11 protein-coding genes are annotated in these 15,858 nt (G+C 60.7%); 7 read left to right on the top strand and 4 right to left on the bottom strand.

Going from position 1 to position 15,858, the window contains the following annotated elements; all coding sequences use genetic code 11:
• Positions 1 to 254 precede the first annotated feature (254 nt).
• The 4 genes from FH08_RS0118575 to FH08_RS0118590 all read left to right on the top strand — a co-directional run bounded on the left by FH08_RS0118575 (position 255) and on the right by FH08_RS0118590 (position 5,417).
• A complete protein-coding gene (locus tag FH08_RS0118575; protein WP_031359776.1) occupies positions 255 to 716 on the top strand; it encodes a peroxiredoxin in 462 nt (153 codons plus the stop codon).
• Between the two features lie 472 nt (positions 717 to 1,188).
• Positions 1,189 to 3,054 (top strand): PhoH family protein, encoded by a 1,866-nt coding sequence (locus tag FH08_RS0118580; RefSeq protein WP_031359777.1) that lies wholly within the window; start codon positions 1,189 to 1,191, stop codon positions 3,052 to 3,054.
• 233 nt (positions 3,055 to 3,287) lie between these two features.
• A complete protein-coding gene (locus FH08_RS0118585) occupies positions 3,288 to 4,481 on the top strand; it encodes an NlpC/P60 family protein (RefSeq protein WP_031359778.1) in 1,194 nt (397 codons plus the stop codon).
• A gap of 129 nt (positions 4,482 to 4,610) precedes the next feature.
• On the top strand, positions 4,611 to 5,417 hold the full coding sequence (locus FH08_RS0118590) for an SDR family oxidoreductase (RefSeq protein WP_031359779.1): 807 nt from the start codon (positions 4,611 to 4,613) through the stop codon (positions 5,415 to 5,417).
• A 54-nt stretch (positions 5,418 to 5,471) separates the two neighbouring features.
• Here the strand turns inward: FH08_RS0118590 and FH08_RS0118595 are convergent, their stop codons facing one another.
• Positions 5,472 to 6,485: an inorganic phosphate transporter gene (locus tag FH08_RS0118595; protein WP_031359780.1), complete on the bottom strand. Its 1,014-nt coding sequence runs from the start codon at positions 6,483 to 6,485 to the stop codon at positions 5,472 to 5,474.
• Between the two features lie 29 nt (positions 6,486 to 6,514).
• Entirely contained in the window at positions 6,515 to 7,141 is a 627-nt protein-coding gene (locus tag FH08_RS0118600; protein WP_031359781.1) for a DUF47 domain-containing protein, read from the bottom strand.
• A gap of 729 nt (positions 7,142 to 7,870) precedes the next feature.
• Between FH08_RS0118600 and FH08_RS0118605 the strand changes: the two genes are divergently transcribed.
• From FH08_RS0118605 to FH08_RS0118615, 3 genes are read left to right on the top strand one after another with little or no spacing between them, the layout of a single operon-like run.
• Positions 7,871 to 11,062, top strand: coding sequence for an efflux RND transporter permease subunit (locus FH08_RS0118605; RefSeq protein ID WP_031359782.1), 3,192 nt, complete (start codon positions 7,871 to 7,873; stop codon positions 11,060 to 11,062).
• Entirely contained in the window at positions 11,052 to 12,236 is a 1,185-nt protein-coding gene (locus FH08_RS0118610) for an efflux RND transporter periplasmic adaptor subunit (protein WP_031359783.1), read from the top strand. The genes FH08_RS0118605 and FH08_RS0118610 overlap by 11 nt, the downstream gene beginning before the upstream one ends.
• On the top strand, positions 12,229 to 13,704 hold the full coding sequence (locus FH08_RS0118615) for an efflux transporter outer membrane subunit (RefSeq protein ID WP_031359784.1): 1,476 nt from the start codon (positions 12,229 to 12,231) through the stop codon (positions 13,702 to 13,704). Before FH08_RS0118610 ends, FH08_RS0118615 begins: the two co-directional genes overlap by 8 nt.
• A gap of 144 nt (positions 13,705 to 13,848) precedes the next feature.
• Here the strand turns inward: FH08_RS0118615 and FH08_RS0118620 are convergent, their stop codons facing one another.
• Together FH08_RS0118620 and rplI are read right to left on the bottom strand one after the other, a co-directional pair.
• The gene (locus FH08_RS0118620) at positions 13,849 to 15,237 is read right to left on the bottom strand and encodes a replicative DNA helicase (protein WP_031359785.1); all 1,389 of its coding nucleotides are present in this window, start codon (positions 15,235 to 15,237) and stop codon (positions 13,849 to 13,851) included.
• A 139-nt stretch (positions 15,238 to 15,376) separates the two neighbouring features.
• Positions 15,377 to 15,832, bottom strand: coding sequence for a 50S ribosomal protein L9 (rplI, locus tag FH08_RS0118625; protein WP_031359786.1), 456 nt, complete (start codon positions 15,830 to 15,832; stop codon positions 15,377 to 15,379).
• Between the last annotated feature and the right edge of the window lie 26 nt (positions 15,833 to 15,858).

The raw sequence follows: 15,858 nt of genomic DNA on the forward strand, positions 1-15,858 counted from the left end.
CGGACGGTGCCCAGCCCTTCCCTGATTCGCACTACCGTTTCAACGTGCTCGCTCTCCAGAAATGGCGCACGAGCCACGCGTCTACCGATAACAGCAACAACTTTCATGGGACTGGAGTGAGCGCCATGAGACCAGAGTAAGGCACTAAAGTGCCAACTCTGGTCGACACGCCAACTCCGGTCGACCGCAAACAACCTGCATGGGACCGGAGTAAGCGCTGAAGCGCCAACTCCGGTCGACAGAGGAGAAACTTCGTGCCGATCGCAGTCGATCAATCCGTTCCCGATTTCACCGCGCCCGCAACCGGCGGCGACTTTTCGCTGTCCAGTCTGCGAGGCAAGAAAGTCGTGCTGTTTTTTTATCCGAAAGACAACACGCCGGGCTGTACCACGGAAAGCCTGCAGTTCCGTGATCTCTATGCTCAATTCAAGAAGGCAGGCGCTGAGGTGATCGGCATCTCGCGTGACAGCGTGAAATCGCACGACAACTTCAAGGCGAAGCTTGAACTGCCGTACACGCTGGTGTCCGACTCCGACGAAGCTATTTGCACGCTCTTCGGTGTCATCAAAATGAAGAAAATGTATGGCAAGGAAGTACGCGGAATCGAGCGCTCGACCTTCCTGCTGGACACGAACGGCGTGCTTCGCCGGGAGTTCCGTGGCGTAAAGGTTCCAGGTCACGTTGAACAGATTGTGGAAGCTGTACAAGCGCTTTGAGGCACGTTATATTGATTCGCAATGAGCGCTTGCCCTTCCCTCCATTTCTCTTTGCGTAGCGTCCGGTGTTTCGCGGTTTCCCCCGCGACCGGCACGGGGTCCCGCTACACGCCACGCCGGCAATCCTCGCGCGTGGCGGAAGTTGAAAGGCGCTTTGAAGCAGGCGCTGTCGAGCCGCTGGTCCCATCGTCCGGGACGGCGGCTTTTTTGTTTGCGGACGCTCCCTCACCTGCAGCGTGTGCGCCCTGGGCGTCCCGCGCCGTCCGTGCGTTTCATCCCCGTTTTCTTCAGGACGCAACTTCCAAGGAGCCGATCGAAATCTAGGCGAACCGGCGTTTTCGAAACCGAAGCGCGTCTCCGGGCGCAAACTGCATCGACGTCCGGCCTTCTGGCCTGAAGACCTGAACGTCGGCTCACGCAGGATGCGACAGGCGACGCACGACATACGATCCGAATCCTATCGAGGAAAACCATGCCTTTGCCTACCGCACCCGTCAAGCTCGGCAACCTCCTGCCGTCTGAAGAATACAAAGCCAAAGCCCGGCCTGCCCGAACATCGAAAAAGCAGGCAAGCGACGGTGATCTGGCTGAAACCGAGACCGACTTTGGCGCAAGCGTCGGCGGTTCACGGCCTGCCGCCGCGAACACCGCCAATACGCTGCGCGCTATAGCAAGCGAGACATTGGCGAACGCGGCCAAAGGCTCAGCAGTAGAAGCCTCTGACGCAGCGCCCGCCGCCCGCACGCGTCGCGCGAAACAAACCGCTGCGTTGCTGCAGCCCGCTGCTACGCCGGCCGAACAGATCGAAACCACGCCGGCTGTCGCCCGCACGCCGGTCGAAGCGCGCACGCCGTCGCGCGCCGAAGCACCGGCCGCGCCCGTGGCTGCCGCAGGGCAACCGCGTGGCCAGCAGAAACGCCGTCAGCGTGGCCAGCCGGAGAACGAGATCGGCAAATTGTTCGTGCTCGACACGAACGTGCTGATGCACGATCCGTCATCGCTTTTCCGGTTCGAGGAACACGACGTCTATCTGCCGATGATGACGCTCGAGGAACTCGATAACCACAAGAAGGGCATGTCGGAAGTGGCGCGCAATGCGCGTCAGGTGAGCCGCACGCTGGATGCGCTGGTGGCGCACGTCGGCGAGATGTCGGCTGGTTTGCCCTTGTCCGCGCTGGGCAATCGCGATGCCACCGGCCGCCTGTACTTCCAGACCACGCTGACCGACATTGAGCCGGTTGAAGGCCTGCCGGTCGGCAAGGCCGACAACCAGATTCTCGGCGTGGTTCGCGCGTTGCAGAAGGAGCGCACGGATCGCCAGGTCGTGCTGGTGTCGAAAGACATCAACATGCGCATCAAGGCCCACGCGCTCGGCCTGCCCGCTGAAGATTATTTCAACGACCAGGTGCTGGAAGACAAGGACCTGCTCTATTCCGGCGTACGCGCGTTGCCGTCCGACTTCTGGACGAAGCACGCGAAGGGCATGGAAAGCTGGCAGGACACCAAGACAGGCACGACGTATTACCGCGTCACCGGTCCGCAGTGCGCGTCCATGCTGGTCAACGAGTTCGTGTATTTCGAACCGCAGAACGGCGAACCGTCGTTCTACGGCATCGTGCGCGAGTTGAACGGCAAGACAGCGCTGCTGCAAACGCTGCGCGATTACAGCCATCACAAGAACAACGTGTGGGGCATCACATCGCGCAATCGCGAGCAGAATTTCGCGCTGAACCTGCTGATGAACCCGGACGTGGATTTCGTCACGCTGCTGGGTCAGGCCGGTACCGGCAAGACCTTGATGGCATTGGCCGCCGGCCTCGCGCAAGTGCTCGACGACAAGCGCTATAACGAGATCATCGTGACGCGTGCGACGGTGCCTGTTGGCGAAGACATCGGCTTCTTGCCGGGTACGGAAGAGGAAAAGATGCAGCCGTGGATGGGCGCATTCGACGACAACCTCGAAGTCCTGCAAAAGACCGACGACGCCGCCGGCGAATGGGGCCGTGCCGCCACGCAGGAACTGATCCGATCACGCCTGAAGGTGAAGAGCATGAACTTCATGCGCGGACGGACGTTCGTGGACAAATACGTGATCATCGACGAGGCGCAGAATTTGACGCCCAAGCAGATGAAAACGCTCGTCACGCGCGCCGGTCCGGGCACGAAGATCGTGTGTCTGGGCAATATCGCGCAGATCGACACGCCGTATCTGACGGAGGGCAGTTCAGGCCTGACGTACGTGGTCGACCGCTTCAAGGGCTGGACGCATAGCGGCCACGTCACGCTCGCGCGTGGCGAACGCTCACGTCTGGCGGATTACGCGTCCGAGATTCTTTAAATTCTTTAGATTTTCGACACGCTTTGAAAGCCCGGCAAGCATCGCTTGCTGGGCTTTTTTGCGCCTTTTCAGCGTGTTTTCGGTCTGAAAACACGTCCCTCCGAAGCAACACTTACAGCGTAAACCTCAAGTGACTTATCAAGAAAACTTGCTCCAGCCCCGTCTGACGGGCTAGTATCGCGAGACCGCCATCATGGCGAGCGCTCATGTTCACCCTCGGCTCGCCCTTCCGAATGCGTCAACTCTGGTCACTGCTGCTTCTCACCCTCCTCGTTGCCGCGTGCTCGAGCGCGCCGACGCGGGTGTCGCGCGCACCGGCCGGATCGAACGCTACCGCTTCCAATCGCACCTTCGCCACACCCTCCGGTTTCCCGAATTTCGTCGATCACAGCGTCGGACGCGAGGAAATCTCCATTCAGGCGATGTCGCTCGTGGGCGTGCCGTATCGCTGGGGAGGTAATACGCCGGAGGCAGGTTTCGATTGCAGCGGGCTGGTGCGCTATGTGGTGGATCGGGCGGCATCGGTGAACCTGCCGCGCACGACGGCGGACATGAGCGTTCGCGGTGAATCGATTGAACCCGACGAAGTTGCTCCCGGCGACCTGATTTTCTTCAACACGACGGGCCGGCCGCATTCGCACGTCGGGATTTACGTGGGGAAACTGCGCTTTGTGAACGCGCCCTCGACTGGGGGCACCGTGCGGCTCGATTACCTCACCAATCCATATTGGGCCAAGCGTTTCGATGGCATCCGGCGCGTCGCGGCACCGAAAGCAGATCCGGCTCCGTTCGATGCACCAACGTATCTGGCGTCGCCGGTTCCGGCACCGGTCCCAGGCGGTTCACCGCCGCAAGTTGCCGCGACGGCCAACGCAGCCCCTGCTGCCGATCGCTATGAACCGCCGAGCGCTGCGCCAACGACGGCACCGCCGGTAGGCTCCTACCGTACCGCCGCCGATCAGTTCGAACCACCGCCGTCCGCATTGTCGTCCGCACAACGGCAGGCGCAATCGGCGGGTGCCGTGTCACCAGCCATTACTACCGCCCGCTCGGGTGCCGATCCGTTCGAACCGCCGCCGTCATCGCTTTCCGCCGCACAACGTCAATCGCAGACCGCAAACGCGATGTCACCACCACGCGAATCGCAGGCTGGATCGAATGCTGTCGCGGCGGCATCGGCAGCGCCCGACCCCATCGCGGCCGCTGCCGATGCCTTCGAACCCCCGCCGCCCACCGCCCGGCTGGCGGCGCAGCAGGTGCGCTCCGTGCGAGAACAACAACCTTCCTCAGTCGGTCGCATTCCCGCCGCCGACCCATCCGCCCACGTGATGCGCGCCTCCACGAATTCGCTCACGATTCCACGCACGCCTACGCACCCCGCTACCGCCGACGACCCCATCGCGAAGTTCGCCAACGGCAGCTACTGAGCCGTCACCCGGCTATCACGTTCAGCGCGTTTTCTGAACCGCACACACTTCCCAGCGTCTGCTATCGTGTCTCGATAACGATTCAACGCATCATCGAATCGACCATCGGCCTCGAAAGGAGTGAACCTCATGGACTTGGGACTCGCCGGCAAGATCGTGCTCATCACGGGCGGCAGCAAGGGTATCGGCTTCGCGTGCGCGCGAGCATTTGCAGCGGAAGGCGCGCGCGTCGCGATTGTTTCACGCGATCCGGCAAATCTCGCCCGTGCACGCGAAGAACTCGCGAAAGATGGCTTCCACGTGCATCTGGCGCGTGCCGATCTTCACGAAGCGCACAGCGCGCAAGACGTGGTGGAAGAAGCGACGGGCGCGCTCGGCCCGATCGATATCCTCGTGAATTGCGCGGGCGCCGCTAAACGCTACGACCCTGATCTCCTCGATGCCGCCGCCTACAAGGCCGCGATGGAAGCGAAATATTTCCCGTGTATCTACCCTCAGCAAGCCGTGCTGAAGCAAATGGCCGAACGGCTGAGAGCGAACCCCAAGGCCGAACCGGGCGCGGTGGTGAACATCATCGGGATGGGTGGGAAGATTGCGAGCGATATTCATATCGCGGGCGGCGCGGCGAATGCAGCGCTGATGCTGGCAACCGTTGGTCTCGCGCATCATTACGCGAAGCTCGGCATTCGCATCAACGCGATCAATCCGGGCGCGACGTTGACGGAACGGGTTGAGGAATCGCTGGCGCTCGAGGCGCAGAGACTGGGTGTCACGCGAGATGAAGCGTTGGCGCAAAGCCAGGCAAAAGTGCCGCTCGGCCGATACGCGAAACCCGAGGAAATTGCGGACGTCGCGCTGTTCCTGGCGAGCCGCCGGGCGAGTTATGTATCCGGCGCGATCATTCCGATGGACGGGGTCGGCGCGCCGTTGATCTGACACACGAAGCGCGGGTGACTTATAACCAGGTCACCCGCGAACTGCTCGCGGCGTTTAAGGAAGAAAGCGATGTCCGAGCCACCAAGCGGCGGCGGCCATCACGGCAGACGCCGGAATGGTTAATATCCACGCCCACACGATGTTTCCCGCCACGCCCCATCGCACCGCGCTGAACTTCTGCGTCGCGCCGACGCCGACAATCGCGCCTGTGATTGTGTGCGTGGTCGACACGGGAATACCGAGGAACGACGCGACGAACAACGTAATCGCCCCGCCCGACTCCGCGCAAAACCCTCCGACCGGCTTGAGCTTCGTGATCTTCTGTCCCATGGTGCGCACGATGCGCCAGCCGCCGAACAGCGTACCGAGCCCCATCGACAGATAACATCCGCCGATCACCCAGATCGGTGGCGCGTCCGCTGCCGCTGACCAATACCCCGCCGCGATCAGCAGCATCCAGATAATGCCGATGGTCTTCTGCGCGTCATTACCGCCGTGCCCAAGGCTATACAACCCTGCCGATATCAGCTGCCAGCGTCTGAACCGCCGGTCCACCTTGGAGGGCGGCGTGCGGAAATACATCCACGACACAATCAGCATGAACAGCGATCCGAGGACGAAACCCAGCAGCGGCGAAATGAAGATAAACGAGACGGTCTTGAGCAAGCCGTCCATATTCAGCGAGCCCCAGCCCGACTTCGCCCACGCCGAGCCGACCAGACCGCCGATCAGCGCATGCGACGAACTCGACGGAATGCCGTAGTGCCACGTGATGATGTTCCAGCCGATCGCGCCAACCAGCGCGCCAAAAATCACATATTGATCGACGATAGCTGGGTCGATCGTTCCTCTGCCGACAGTGGCGGCAACTTTCAAATGGAACACGAAATACGCAATGACGTTGAACGCGGCAGCGAACGCCACGGCTTGCTGAGGTTTCAGCACGCCCGTGGACACGACGGTTGCGATGGAGTTGGCGGCGTCGTGGAAGCCGTTCATGAAGTCGAACACGAGTGCGACCACGACGAGCGTAATGACAGCCCAGAGGGCGAGTTGAATCGAATGCATCGTTTATCGAGTGAGTGGCGCGGCTGAAATCAGGCGTTTTCCAGCACGATGCCTTCGATGATGTTCGCAACATCCTCGCATTTGTCGGTGATGGTCTCGAGCAACTCGTAGATTGCCTTGAGTTTGATCAGCGTCTTGACGTTGTCCTCTTCGCGAAAGAGTTTCGACATGGCCGAGCGCAGCACCCGGTCGGCATCCGATTCCAGACGGTCGATTTCTTCGCAGATCTTGAGGATTTCGCTCGCGCGTTTCATGTCGGCGAGCAGCTTGACGGCGTGTTGCACGCGCTCGCAGGTGGCCGTGCTGATATGCGCGAGCTGGCTCATTTCCGCGGTCGATTCGCGCACGTCATAGAGCGAGATGGCAGTGGCGACGTCTTCCATCAGGTCGAGGATATCGTCCATCGTCGTGATGAGCTTGTGGATTTCGTCGCGATCGAGCGGCGTGATGAAAGTCTTGTGCAGCAGGTCGATGGTTTCGTGCGTGAGCTTGTCCGCACGTTTTTCGTTGGTCTGGACGTTCTGCTTATGGACCTCCATCTGGTCCATGTTGTCGATCAGCAGTTCGAGTTCGTGACTGGCGTCAACGATGCACTTTGCGTGCGCATTGAAGATTTCGAAAAATTTGCCCTCGGTGGGCATGAATCGACCGAACATGAAAATCCCGAAAAGTAATTTTTCTGCGTTAAATCAACTGTTTACCGAAACACGCACGATTAAGATCAGAACCGTACCCGACTTGCATGAAATGCCTGACTAGTGCGAGCCGATATGACAAACCCGTGACAGGTGCGATTCTATCGGAAAGCGTCCGCTCTCAGGCAGGCGTGTCAGACCGCCACAACCTCCAAGCGTAGCGTCTGCTCGATCTCGGTTTGACGGTCCGGAAACTGAGTTGCGTGTTCCAGACGTTAGTGCCCCACGCTGAACCCTGACCCAACGCTTCGTGAGCGAATGCGGCGTCAAGCGACGCATGCCGTAAACGACAGTAATAAAAAGAATCCGCGCGTCTTTCGGCTTTACTAAACAAGCCTGCACTGACTCGTGAGAAAAGCCTCAGACCGTTACAAGTTATGGTGCGGGCGCTTATTTGCTGTCCTCAATCCCCTACTGAACATTGGCCAGAACGGCTTCAATCGTCATTCCAAACCGCTCCTGCGCGCTGCAGCTTTGTTTTCCTTTGTGTACATTGCCGCATTGTCTTCGTTGCAGACAAAATCACGCGAGCTCGGTGCTTTATTTCAAGTCGACTTCTTATTGACGATTTCGAAAGCAATTCGAAAGTGCTCATGGGTTTGAGCTTGACTCAGCAGTGCAACGCCGACCGGATCAGAAACTCGCAGCATCAAGGCAACGTTCAGTTAAACCCCAAGTCCTGGAACTCTCATGCTCGGCCTAGTACGTATCGCTCTCCGACGGCCATACACCTTTGTCGTCCTGGCGATCCTCATCCTGATCATCGGGCCGCTTTCCGCGATCAGAACGCCGACCGATATCTTTCCCGATATCCGCATTCCCGTGATCAGCGTCGTATGGCAATACACGGGCTTGCCGCCGGATCAAATGGTCGGACGGATTACCTCCCCGTTCGAGCGTTCGCTGACTACGACGGTGAACGACATCCAGCACATAGAAGCTGAATCGGTTAATGGCTTCGGCATCATCAAGATCTTCTTCCAGCCGGGCGTGAACATCAGTAACGCGAACGCCCAGGTGACCGCCGTCTCGCAGACGCAATTGCGTCAATTGCCACCGGGCACCACGCCGCCGCTGATCCTGAACTACAACGCGTCGACGGTGCCGATCATCCAGCTCGCCCTCTCGGGTAAAGGTCTCACCGAACAAAACCTCGGCGACCTTGGACTGAACCAGTTGCGTCCGGCGCTGGTGACGGTGGCCGGTGCGTCGATCCCCTATCCGTTCGGCGGCAAGTCGCGCCAGATACAGATCGACATCGACCCAACTGCATTGCAGGCGCGCGGCCTGTCTGCCCAGGACGTCGCCAATGCGCTCGCCGCGCAGAACCTGCTGACGCCAATCGGTACGGAAAAAATCGGCGATCACGAATACACGCTGCAGTTGAATAACGCGCCTTTCGCGCTTAAAGCGCTAGGCGACCTGCCGATCAAGGCGGTCAATGGCACCACGCTTTATATCCACGATGTCGCCAACGTCCGCGACGGCAGCCCGCCGCAAACGAATATCGTGCATGTGGACGGCAAGCGTTCGGTGCTGATGTCGGTGCTGAAGAACGGCTCGGTGTCCACGCTCGGCATCATCGCCGGCATCAAGCAGCACGTGCTGGACGCGAAGGCTTCATTGCCCGACGCGCTGCAAATTGCACCGATCGGTGACCAGTCGCTGTTCGTGCGCGCGGCCATCAGCGGCGTGGCCCGCGAAGGCGTGATCGCAGCCGCGCTGACGAGCCTGATGATCCTGTTATTCCTCGGCAGTTGGCGTTCGACCGTGATCATTGCGACGTCGATTCCGCTCGCCATTCTCGGTTCGATAGCGACCCTGTCTGCGCTCGGCGAGACGCTCAACATCATGACGCTCGGCGGCTTGGCGCTCGCGGTGGGGATCTTGGTCGACGACGCGACCGTCACCATCGAAAATATCAACTGGCATCTTGAGCAAGGCAAGCAGGTAGAAGAAGCCATCCTCGATGGCGCCGCGCAGATCGTCACGCCGGCGTTCGTGGCGCTGCTCTGTATTTGCATTGTGTTCGTGCCGATGTTTTTCCTCGATGGCGTCGCGCGTTTCCTCTTCGTGCCAATGGCCGAGGCCGTGATCTTCGCGATGGTCGCATCGTTCATCCTGTCGCGAACACTCGTTCCCACGATGGCGAAATACCTGCTGCATCCACACAATCTCGATGAAGACGCACATGCGAAGAAGCGCCCTGGCCCACTTGGACGCTTTCAGCAAGGCTTCGAACGACGCTTCGAAAAGATCCGCAGCGGCTATCACGGCTTGCTCGAACTGGCGCTTAACCATCGCGCACCATTCGTCAGTTGCTTCCTTGGCTTCGTCCTGATCTCGTTTGCGCTGGTGCCGCTGCTCGGCCGCAATTTTTTCCCGGATGTCGACGCCGGGCAAATCCTGTTGCACGTACGCGCGCCCGTCGGCGTGCGAGTCGAGAAGACCGCGCAAATTTTTGCGGATGTGGAAGGATCGATTCGCCAGATGATCCCGTCAAGCGAACTCGCCACGATGGTCGACAACATCGGCCTGCCGGTCAGCGGAATCAACCTCGCTTATAACAACACCGGGACCATCGGCTCGCAGGACGGCGACATCCAGATCGCGTTGAACGAAGATCACCGACCGACCGCGGAGTACGTGCGGCAGATGCGCGAGAAGTTGCCGCGCCTTTATCCGGGCGTGACGTTCTCGTTCCCGCCGGCGGACATCATCAGCCAGATCTTGAACTTCGGTTCGCCGGCGCCTGTTGACTTGCAGGTTCGCGGCAACAACCTGCCCGCCAACTTCGCTTACGCCAACCGGCTGCTGCGCGAAATCCGCCAGATTCCCGGCGTAGTCGATGCACGGATCCAGCAAGCGCAAAACTCACCCACGTTCAACGTCGATGTCGATCGCACCCGCGCACAACTCCTTGGCATCAACGAGCGTGACGTCACGAACAGTCTGGTCGTGAATCTCGCGGGCTCGAGTCAGGTCGCGCCGACTTTCTGGCTGAACAATGTGAACGGCGTGTCGTATCCGATCGTGATGCAGACGCCGCAATACACCCTCGATTCGCTTGCCTCGCTGCAGAACCTGCCGATCACATCGAGCCTGCAGAGCAGTGGTCAGATCCTGGGCGGCCTCGCGACCGTCCAGCGTACGAACACCAATGCGGTCGTCAGCCAGTACAACATCCAGCCGATGGTCGAGATTTTCGCGACCACGCAGGATCGCGATCTAGGCGCGGTCGCCTCCGACATCCAGCGCGTGGTCAAAAACAATGCCGCCACCCTGCCCAAGGGTTCGTCCATCGCCCTGCTCGGCCAGGTGCAGACCATGAACAGCGCATTCGCCGGCATGTTGTTCGGCCTGCTCGGCGCGGTCGTGTTGATCTACCTGATCGTCGTGGTCAACTTCCAGTCGTGGGCCGATCCGTTCGTGATCGTCACTGCGTTGCCGGCGGCGCTCGCCGGCATCGTCTGGATGTTGTTCGCGACCCATACCACGCTGTCCGTGCCTGCACTGACGGGGGCCATCATGTGCATGGGGGTGGCGACCGCCAACTCCATTCTCGTGGTCAGCTTCTGCCGCGAGCGCCTGGCCGTTCACGGCGACCCGTTCAAGGCGGCGCTCGAAGCCGGCTTCACCCGTTTCCGCCCGGTGCTCATGACGGCTCTCTCGATGATCATCGGCATGGCGCCGATGGCCCTCGCGATGGGCGAAGGCGGCGAACAGAATGCACCGCTTGGCCGCGCCGTGATCGGCGGCCTGATTTTCGCTACCACCGCGTCGCTGCTCCTGGTCCCGGTGATCTTCTGCATCATTCACTCGCGCCCTGGCCGCGCGGTTGCCCCGACACCCGTGACGGGAGGTCCTGCTCATGTCGTCTGAACCTGTTGTGAATAATGAACCCGTGCCGCGCCGTCGACTTGTCGTGATCGGCGTGGTGGGTATCGCGGTTGCCGTGCTCGTGGTCGCTGCCGGCGTCACGCTGCGCGCGGTCGATGCCCGCAACCTCAAGACCTGGACCAACGCGCAGGTCGTCCCGACCGTCAACGTGATCCATCCGGTCAGCGCGGCAAATGGTCCGACGCTTGACCTGCCGTCGCATCTCGAAGCGTATTCACGCGCGCCGATCTTCGCGCGCGTCAGCGGTTATCTGAAGTCGTGGAATGTGGATATCGGCGCACCGGTGAAAGCCGGGCAACTGCTCGCGGTGATCGAGTCGCCCGAGCTCGACCAGCAATTGTTGCAAGCCCGTGCGGACCTCGCCAGCGCGCAAGCCAATTCGGCACTCGCGGGTACGACCGCGAAACGCTGGCAGGCACTGCTCGGCACGGATTCCGTCGCCCAGCAGGAAGTCGATGAGCGCACCGGCGACTACACGGCCAAGAAAGCCACCGTGGCGGCCGCGCAGGCCAACGTGGATCGTTTGCTCGCCACCAAGGGCTTCGAGCGCATCGTGGCGCCGTTTGACGGCGTGGTGACCGCGCGGGACACGGATGTCGGCGCGCTGATCAATGCGGGCAGCGGCGGCGTCGGACAGGAGTTGTTCACCGTCTCCGACGTGAAGCAGTTGCGCGTGTATGTCCAGGTGCCGCAGAGCTACGCCCCCGATGTCCGCAGCGGCACGACAGCAACGCTTTCCGTGCCGGAATATCCGGGCCAGCGTTTCGCTGCGCGCGTGATTGCATCGGCGGATTCGGTCAGCGCATCGTCGGGGACCACGCTGGTTCAATTGCTCGTCGATAACGCCGACGGCAAGCTCTTGCCGGGTGGGTTTGCCAGCCTGCAATTCAAGCTGCCGGTGCAGGCAAATGCGGTCCGGGTTCCCGCCAGCGCACTGGTATTCGACGCGCGCGGCCTGACGGTCGCAACCCTTGGTGCAAACAGCCAGGTCGTCTTCAAGAAGGTGACGATCAATCGCGATTTCGGCGACTCGGTCGAGATTGGCTCGGGGCTCGTCGCGAGCGATAACGTGATCGATACGCCGCCGGATGGTCTCGTTGACGGCGATCACGTGCAAGCCGCCAGCACCGACAAGAAGGTGGCCGCCAATGGCTAGGAGGCTTAGGTTAGGTGTCCCGGCGCTGCTGGCCGGCACCATCGCACTGGCGGCCTGCTCGCTCGCGCCGGACTACAAGGTGCCTGCAACGCCTGTCGTCGCGCAATATCACACGGTCGGGCCGTGGATCAGCGCGCAGCCCGCCGATCAGTTGGATCGGGCCGGCTGGTGGAAGATGTATAACGACGCTCAACTCGACGATCTCGAGATACGCCTGCTCGCAAACAACACGGATCTTGAAGCGGCCTTCGCGCACTACCGGCAGGCGCAGGCGTTCGTGGATCAGGTTTCAGCCGGACTGTTCCCGAAGATCAGTGCGAACGCCGTTCCGCAACGCGACCGGCAGTCGTACCGGCGGCCCTTGCGCGTGGGCGGCCCCAACGATTACAACTCCGCCACGCTCGGCGGCGAGATCGATTACGACCTCGACCTGTGGGGCCGCGTGCGGGACTCCGTGGTGGCGGGCAAGGACGAGGCGCAAGCATCGAAAGCCGATCTTGCATCGGTGCAACTGAGCCTGCAGATCCAGCTCGCCGATAGCTTCATCCGCCTGCGCGGCCTTGATCAGCAGACGAAGTTGCTCAACGACACGGTTGCGGCCTTCGCACGCGCGCTGCAACTCACGCAAACGCTGCATGGGGGAGGACTTGTTTCAGGGCTCGATGTATCGCGTGCACAGACGCAGTTGTCATCGGCGAAATCGCAGTTGTCGCAGAACCTCGCGCAGCGCGCGTTGATCGAACATGCAATCGCGGAACTGGTTGGCGCGGCTGCGTCCGAGTTCAGTTTGCAAGAGCAAACCGCCGATATCACCTTACCTGTGATTCCGACCGGCTTGCCCTCGACCTTGTTGCAGCGGCGCCCCGACATTGCCGCGGCCGAGCGCCGCGTGGCAGAAGCCAATGCGAAGATCGGGGTAGCGCGCGCCGCCTACTTCCCTTCCATCACGCTCAGCGCGCAAGCTGGATTTCAGAGCTCCGCTTATGCGAATCTGATTAGTGCTCCAACGTTGTTCTGGGCAATCGGTCCGCAACTCGTGCAATACGTCTTCGATGGCGGCTTGCGCCGCGCACAACTCGATTCGGCGAAAGCGGCGACCGATGAAGCCGGCGCGCGTTATCGGGGTGTCGTGTTGTCGGCGTTCCAGCAAATAGAGGACAACCTGTCGCTGCTGCAGGACTTGGGCACGGCGCTCGAACAACAACGCGATGCCAGCAACTCGGCGCAGTATTCCGTCGATCTGGCGCTGCACCGGTATCGGCAAGGCGCTGTAGGTTATCTCGATGTCGTGCAGGCGCAGACTGCCGCGCTCGACGCTCAGCGGGGCGTCCTCGATATCCAGACACGTCAGCTAAGCGCGAACGTGCAATTGATCAAGGCGCTGGGCGGCGGCTGGTCGAGCGAAGAGCTCGCGAGCACGGCGGCAGCGCCGGTGCTAGTCGCTGCTGGTGAGAAACCGAAGGAATAGTGCCTGTCGCCGAGTGCGCGAACCGCGCGCCTCGCCGCGCGCAGGATATCCGGGAAGCCGGCTTCGCCCGGTAGGACCGCTTCTCGGCGCCCGTACCAGGGTCGAATCGCGGGGAGAGTGGCAAATAAGCCTCCCGCTCAGCGCCTAGTCGCCGTAGAAATTCTGCGCACCGGCAAAATTCTCGAACTTCGTATATTGACCCTGGAACGTGAGACGAATGGGACCAATCGGACCATTACGCTGCTTGCCGATAATGATCTCGGCCGTGCCTTTATCCGGGCTATCCGGGTTATAAACTTCGTCGCGATAAATGAACAGAATCACGTCCGCGTCCTGTTCGATAGCGCCGGATTCTCGCAGATCGGACATGATCGGGCGTTTGTTCGGACGTTGCTCCAACCCGCGGTTCAACTGCGATAGCGCCATCACGGGAACATCGAGTTCCTTGGCGAGACTTTTGAGCGAACGCGAGATTTCCGAAATTTCGGTCGCCCGGTTTTCCCCGGCAGAACCGGAGCCGGACATGAGCTGCAAATAATCCACAATGATCAGGCCCAGCTTGCCGCATTGCCGCGCGAGGCGCCGCGAGCGCGAGCGCAGTTCCATCGGATTCAGACCACCCGTCTCATCGATAAAAATCTGCGCCTCGCTCATTTTCTGCACGGCATGAGTGAGCTTCGGCCAGTCCTCGTCGGTGAGACGGCCGGTACGCATCCTGTGCTGATCGAGGCGGCCCACTGAGCCCAACATACGCATGGTGAGTTGCGTGCCCGGCATTTCCATGGAGAACACGGCCACTGGAAGGCCATATTCAACAGCCACGTATTCGCCGATATTCATCGAGAACGCGGTTTTACCCATCGACGGCCGGCCCGCCACGATGATCAATTCACCGCCATGCATGCCCGACGTCATGCGGTCCAGATCGACAAAACCTGTCGGCGTACCGGTCACGTCGCTTGGATTCGCCGTGTGATACAGCGTGTCGATACGCTCGACCACCTGCGTCAGCAACGGCCCGATCTCGAGAAAACCCTGCGTGCCGCGCGCGCCGCTTTCCGCGATCGAGAACACCTTCGCCTCGGCCTCATCCAGCAACTGGCGCACTTCCTTGCCTTGCGGATTGAAGGCATCGGCGGAAATTTCATCCGCGACTGACACCAGACGGCGCAACACCGCCCGATCCCGGACGATTTCCGCATACCGGCGAATATTCGCGGCGCTCGGCGTGTTCTGCGCGAGTGCGTTCAGGTACGCCAGGCCACCCACTTCCTCGGCCTTGCCGGTGTTCGTCAGCGCCTCGTAGACGGTGATCACGTCGGCCGGGCGCGTGGTCGCAATCAGCTTGCCGATCGCCTCATAAATGATCCGATGGTCGTAGCGGTAGAAATCGCCGTGCGACATCACATCCGCAATACGGTCCCATGCGGCGTTATCCAGCAGCAAGCCGCCAATGACGGACTGCTCGGCTTCGATGGAATGCGGCGGGACCTTCAGCGCATCCAGTTGGGGATCTTTCGACGGTGCGTTCATGGGGAGGAATTATCGGCGAAATGACGGAGCGAAGGGAGACGGAAAAACAAAAAAGGCGGGAACCGTTGAGGGTTCCCGCCCTTCTTTTACCGCATTACTTTTGGCCTCGCGCCAGGACTAAGCCCGGCGGACGAAACACTTAAGCGTGTTCGCCGAGCACCGACACCGTCACGTCGACAACCACGTCGGTGTGCAGTGCAACCTGGACGGCGTGATCGCCAACCAGCTTCAGCGGGCCGTCGGCCAGACGCACTTGCGACTTTTCGACTTCAGCCAGGCCTTGCTTCTTCAGCGCTTCGGCGATGTCCGCGTTCGTCACCGAACCGAACAAACGACCGTCGACGCCAGCCTTTTGCGAGATCTGAACGGTTGCGCCGCTCAACTTTTCGCCCAAGGCCGTAGCCGCTGCCAGCTTTTGAGCAGCAACCTTTTCCAGGTCAGCACGGCGCACTTCGAATTCCGCGATTGCGTCCTTCGTTGCACGGCGGGCCTTCTTGCCCGGGATCAGGAAGTTACGTGCGTAACCGTCCTTGACACGAACGATGTCGCCCAGGTTGCCCAGGTTGACGACTTTTTCCAAAAGAATGATTTGCATTTGGCTTTTTCCTTATTGCGTCGTCT

It is taken from the genome of Caballeronia sordidicola (assembly GCF_000729995.1).
Lineage (GTDB): Bacteria > Pseudomonadota > Gammaproteobacteria > Burkholderiales > Burkholderiaceae > Caballeronia > Caballeronia sordidicola_A.

Bases quoted from the DNA above. Each gene is read 5' to 3' on its own strand.
- FH08_RS0118605 (WP_031359782.1), top strand. From the start codon at position 7,871: ATGCTCGGCCTAGTACGTATCGCTCTCCGACGGCCATACACCTTTGTC.
- FH08_RS0118590 (WP_031359779.1), top strand. From the start codon at position 4,611: ATGGACTTGGGACTCGCCGGCAAGATCGTGCTCATCACGGGCGGCAGC.
- FH08_RS0118620 (WP_031359785.1), bottom strand. From the start codon at position 15,237: ATGAACGCACCGTCGAAAGATCCCCAACTGGATGCGCTGAAGGTCCCG.
- FH08_RS0118610 (WP_031359783.1), top strand. From the start codon at position 11,052: ATGTCGTCTGAACCTGTTGTGAATAATGAACCCGTGCCGCGCCGTCGA.
- rplI (WP_031359786.1), bottom strand. From the start codon at position 15,832: ATGCAAATCATTCTTTTGGAAAAAGTCGTCAACCTGGGCAACCTGGGC.
- FH08_RS0118600 (WP_031359781.1), bottom strand. From the start codon at position 7,141: ATGTTCGGTCGATTCATGCCCACCGAGGGCAAATTTTTCGAAATCTTC.
- FH08_RS0118615 (WP_031359784.1), top strand. From the start codon at position 12,229: ATGGCTAGGAGGCTTAGGTTAGGTGTCCCGGCGCTGCTGGCCGGCACC.
- FH08_RS0118580 (WP_031359777.1), top strand. From the start codon at position 1,189: ATGCCTTTGCCTACCGCACCCGTCAAGCTCGGCAACCTCCTGCCGTCT.
- FH08_RS0118585 (WP_031359778.1), top strand. From the start codon at position 3,288: ATGCGTCAACTCTGGTCACTGCTGCTTCTCACCCTCCTCGTTGCCGCG.
- FH08_RS0118595 (WP_031359780.1), bottom strand. From the start codon at position 6,485: ATGCATTCGATTCAACTCGCCCTCTGGGCTGTCATTACGCTCGTCGTG.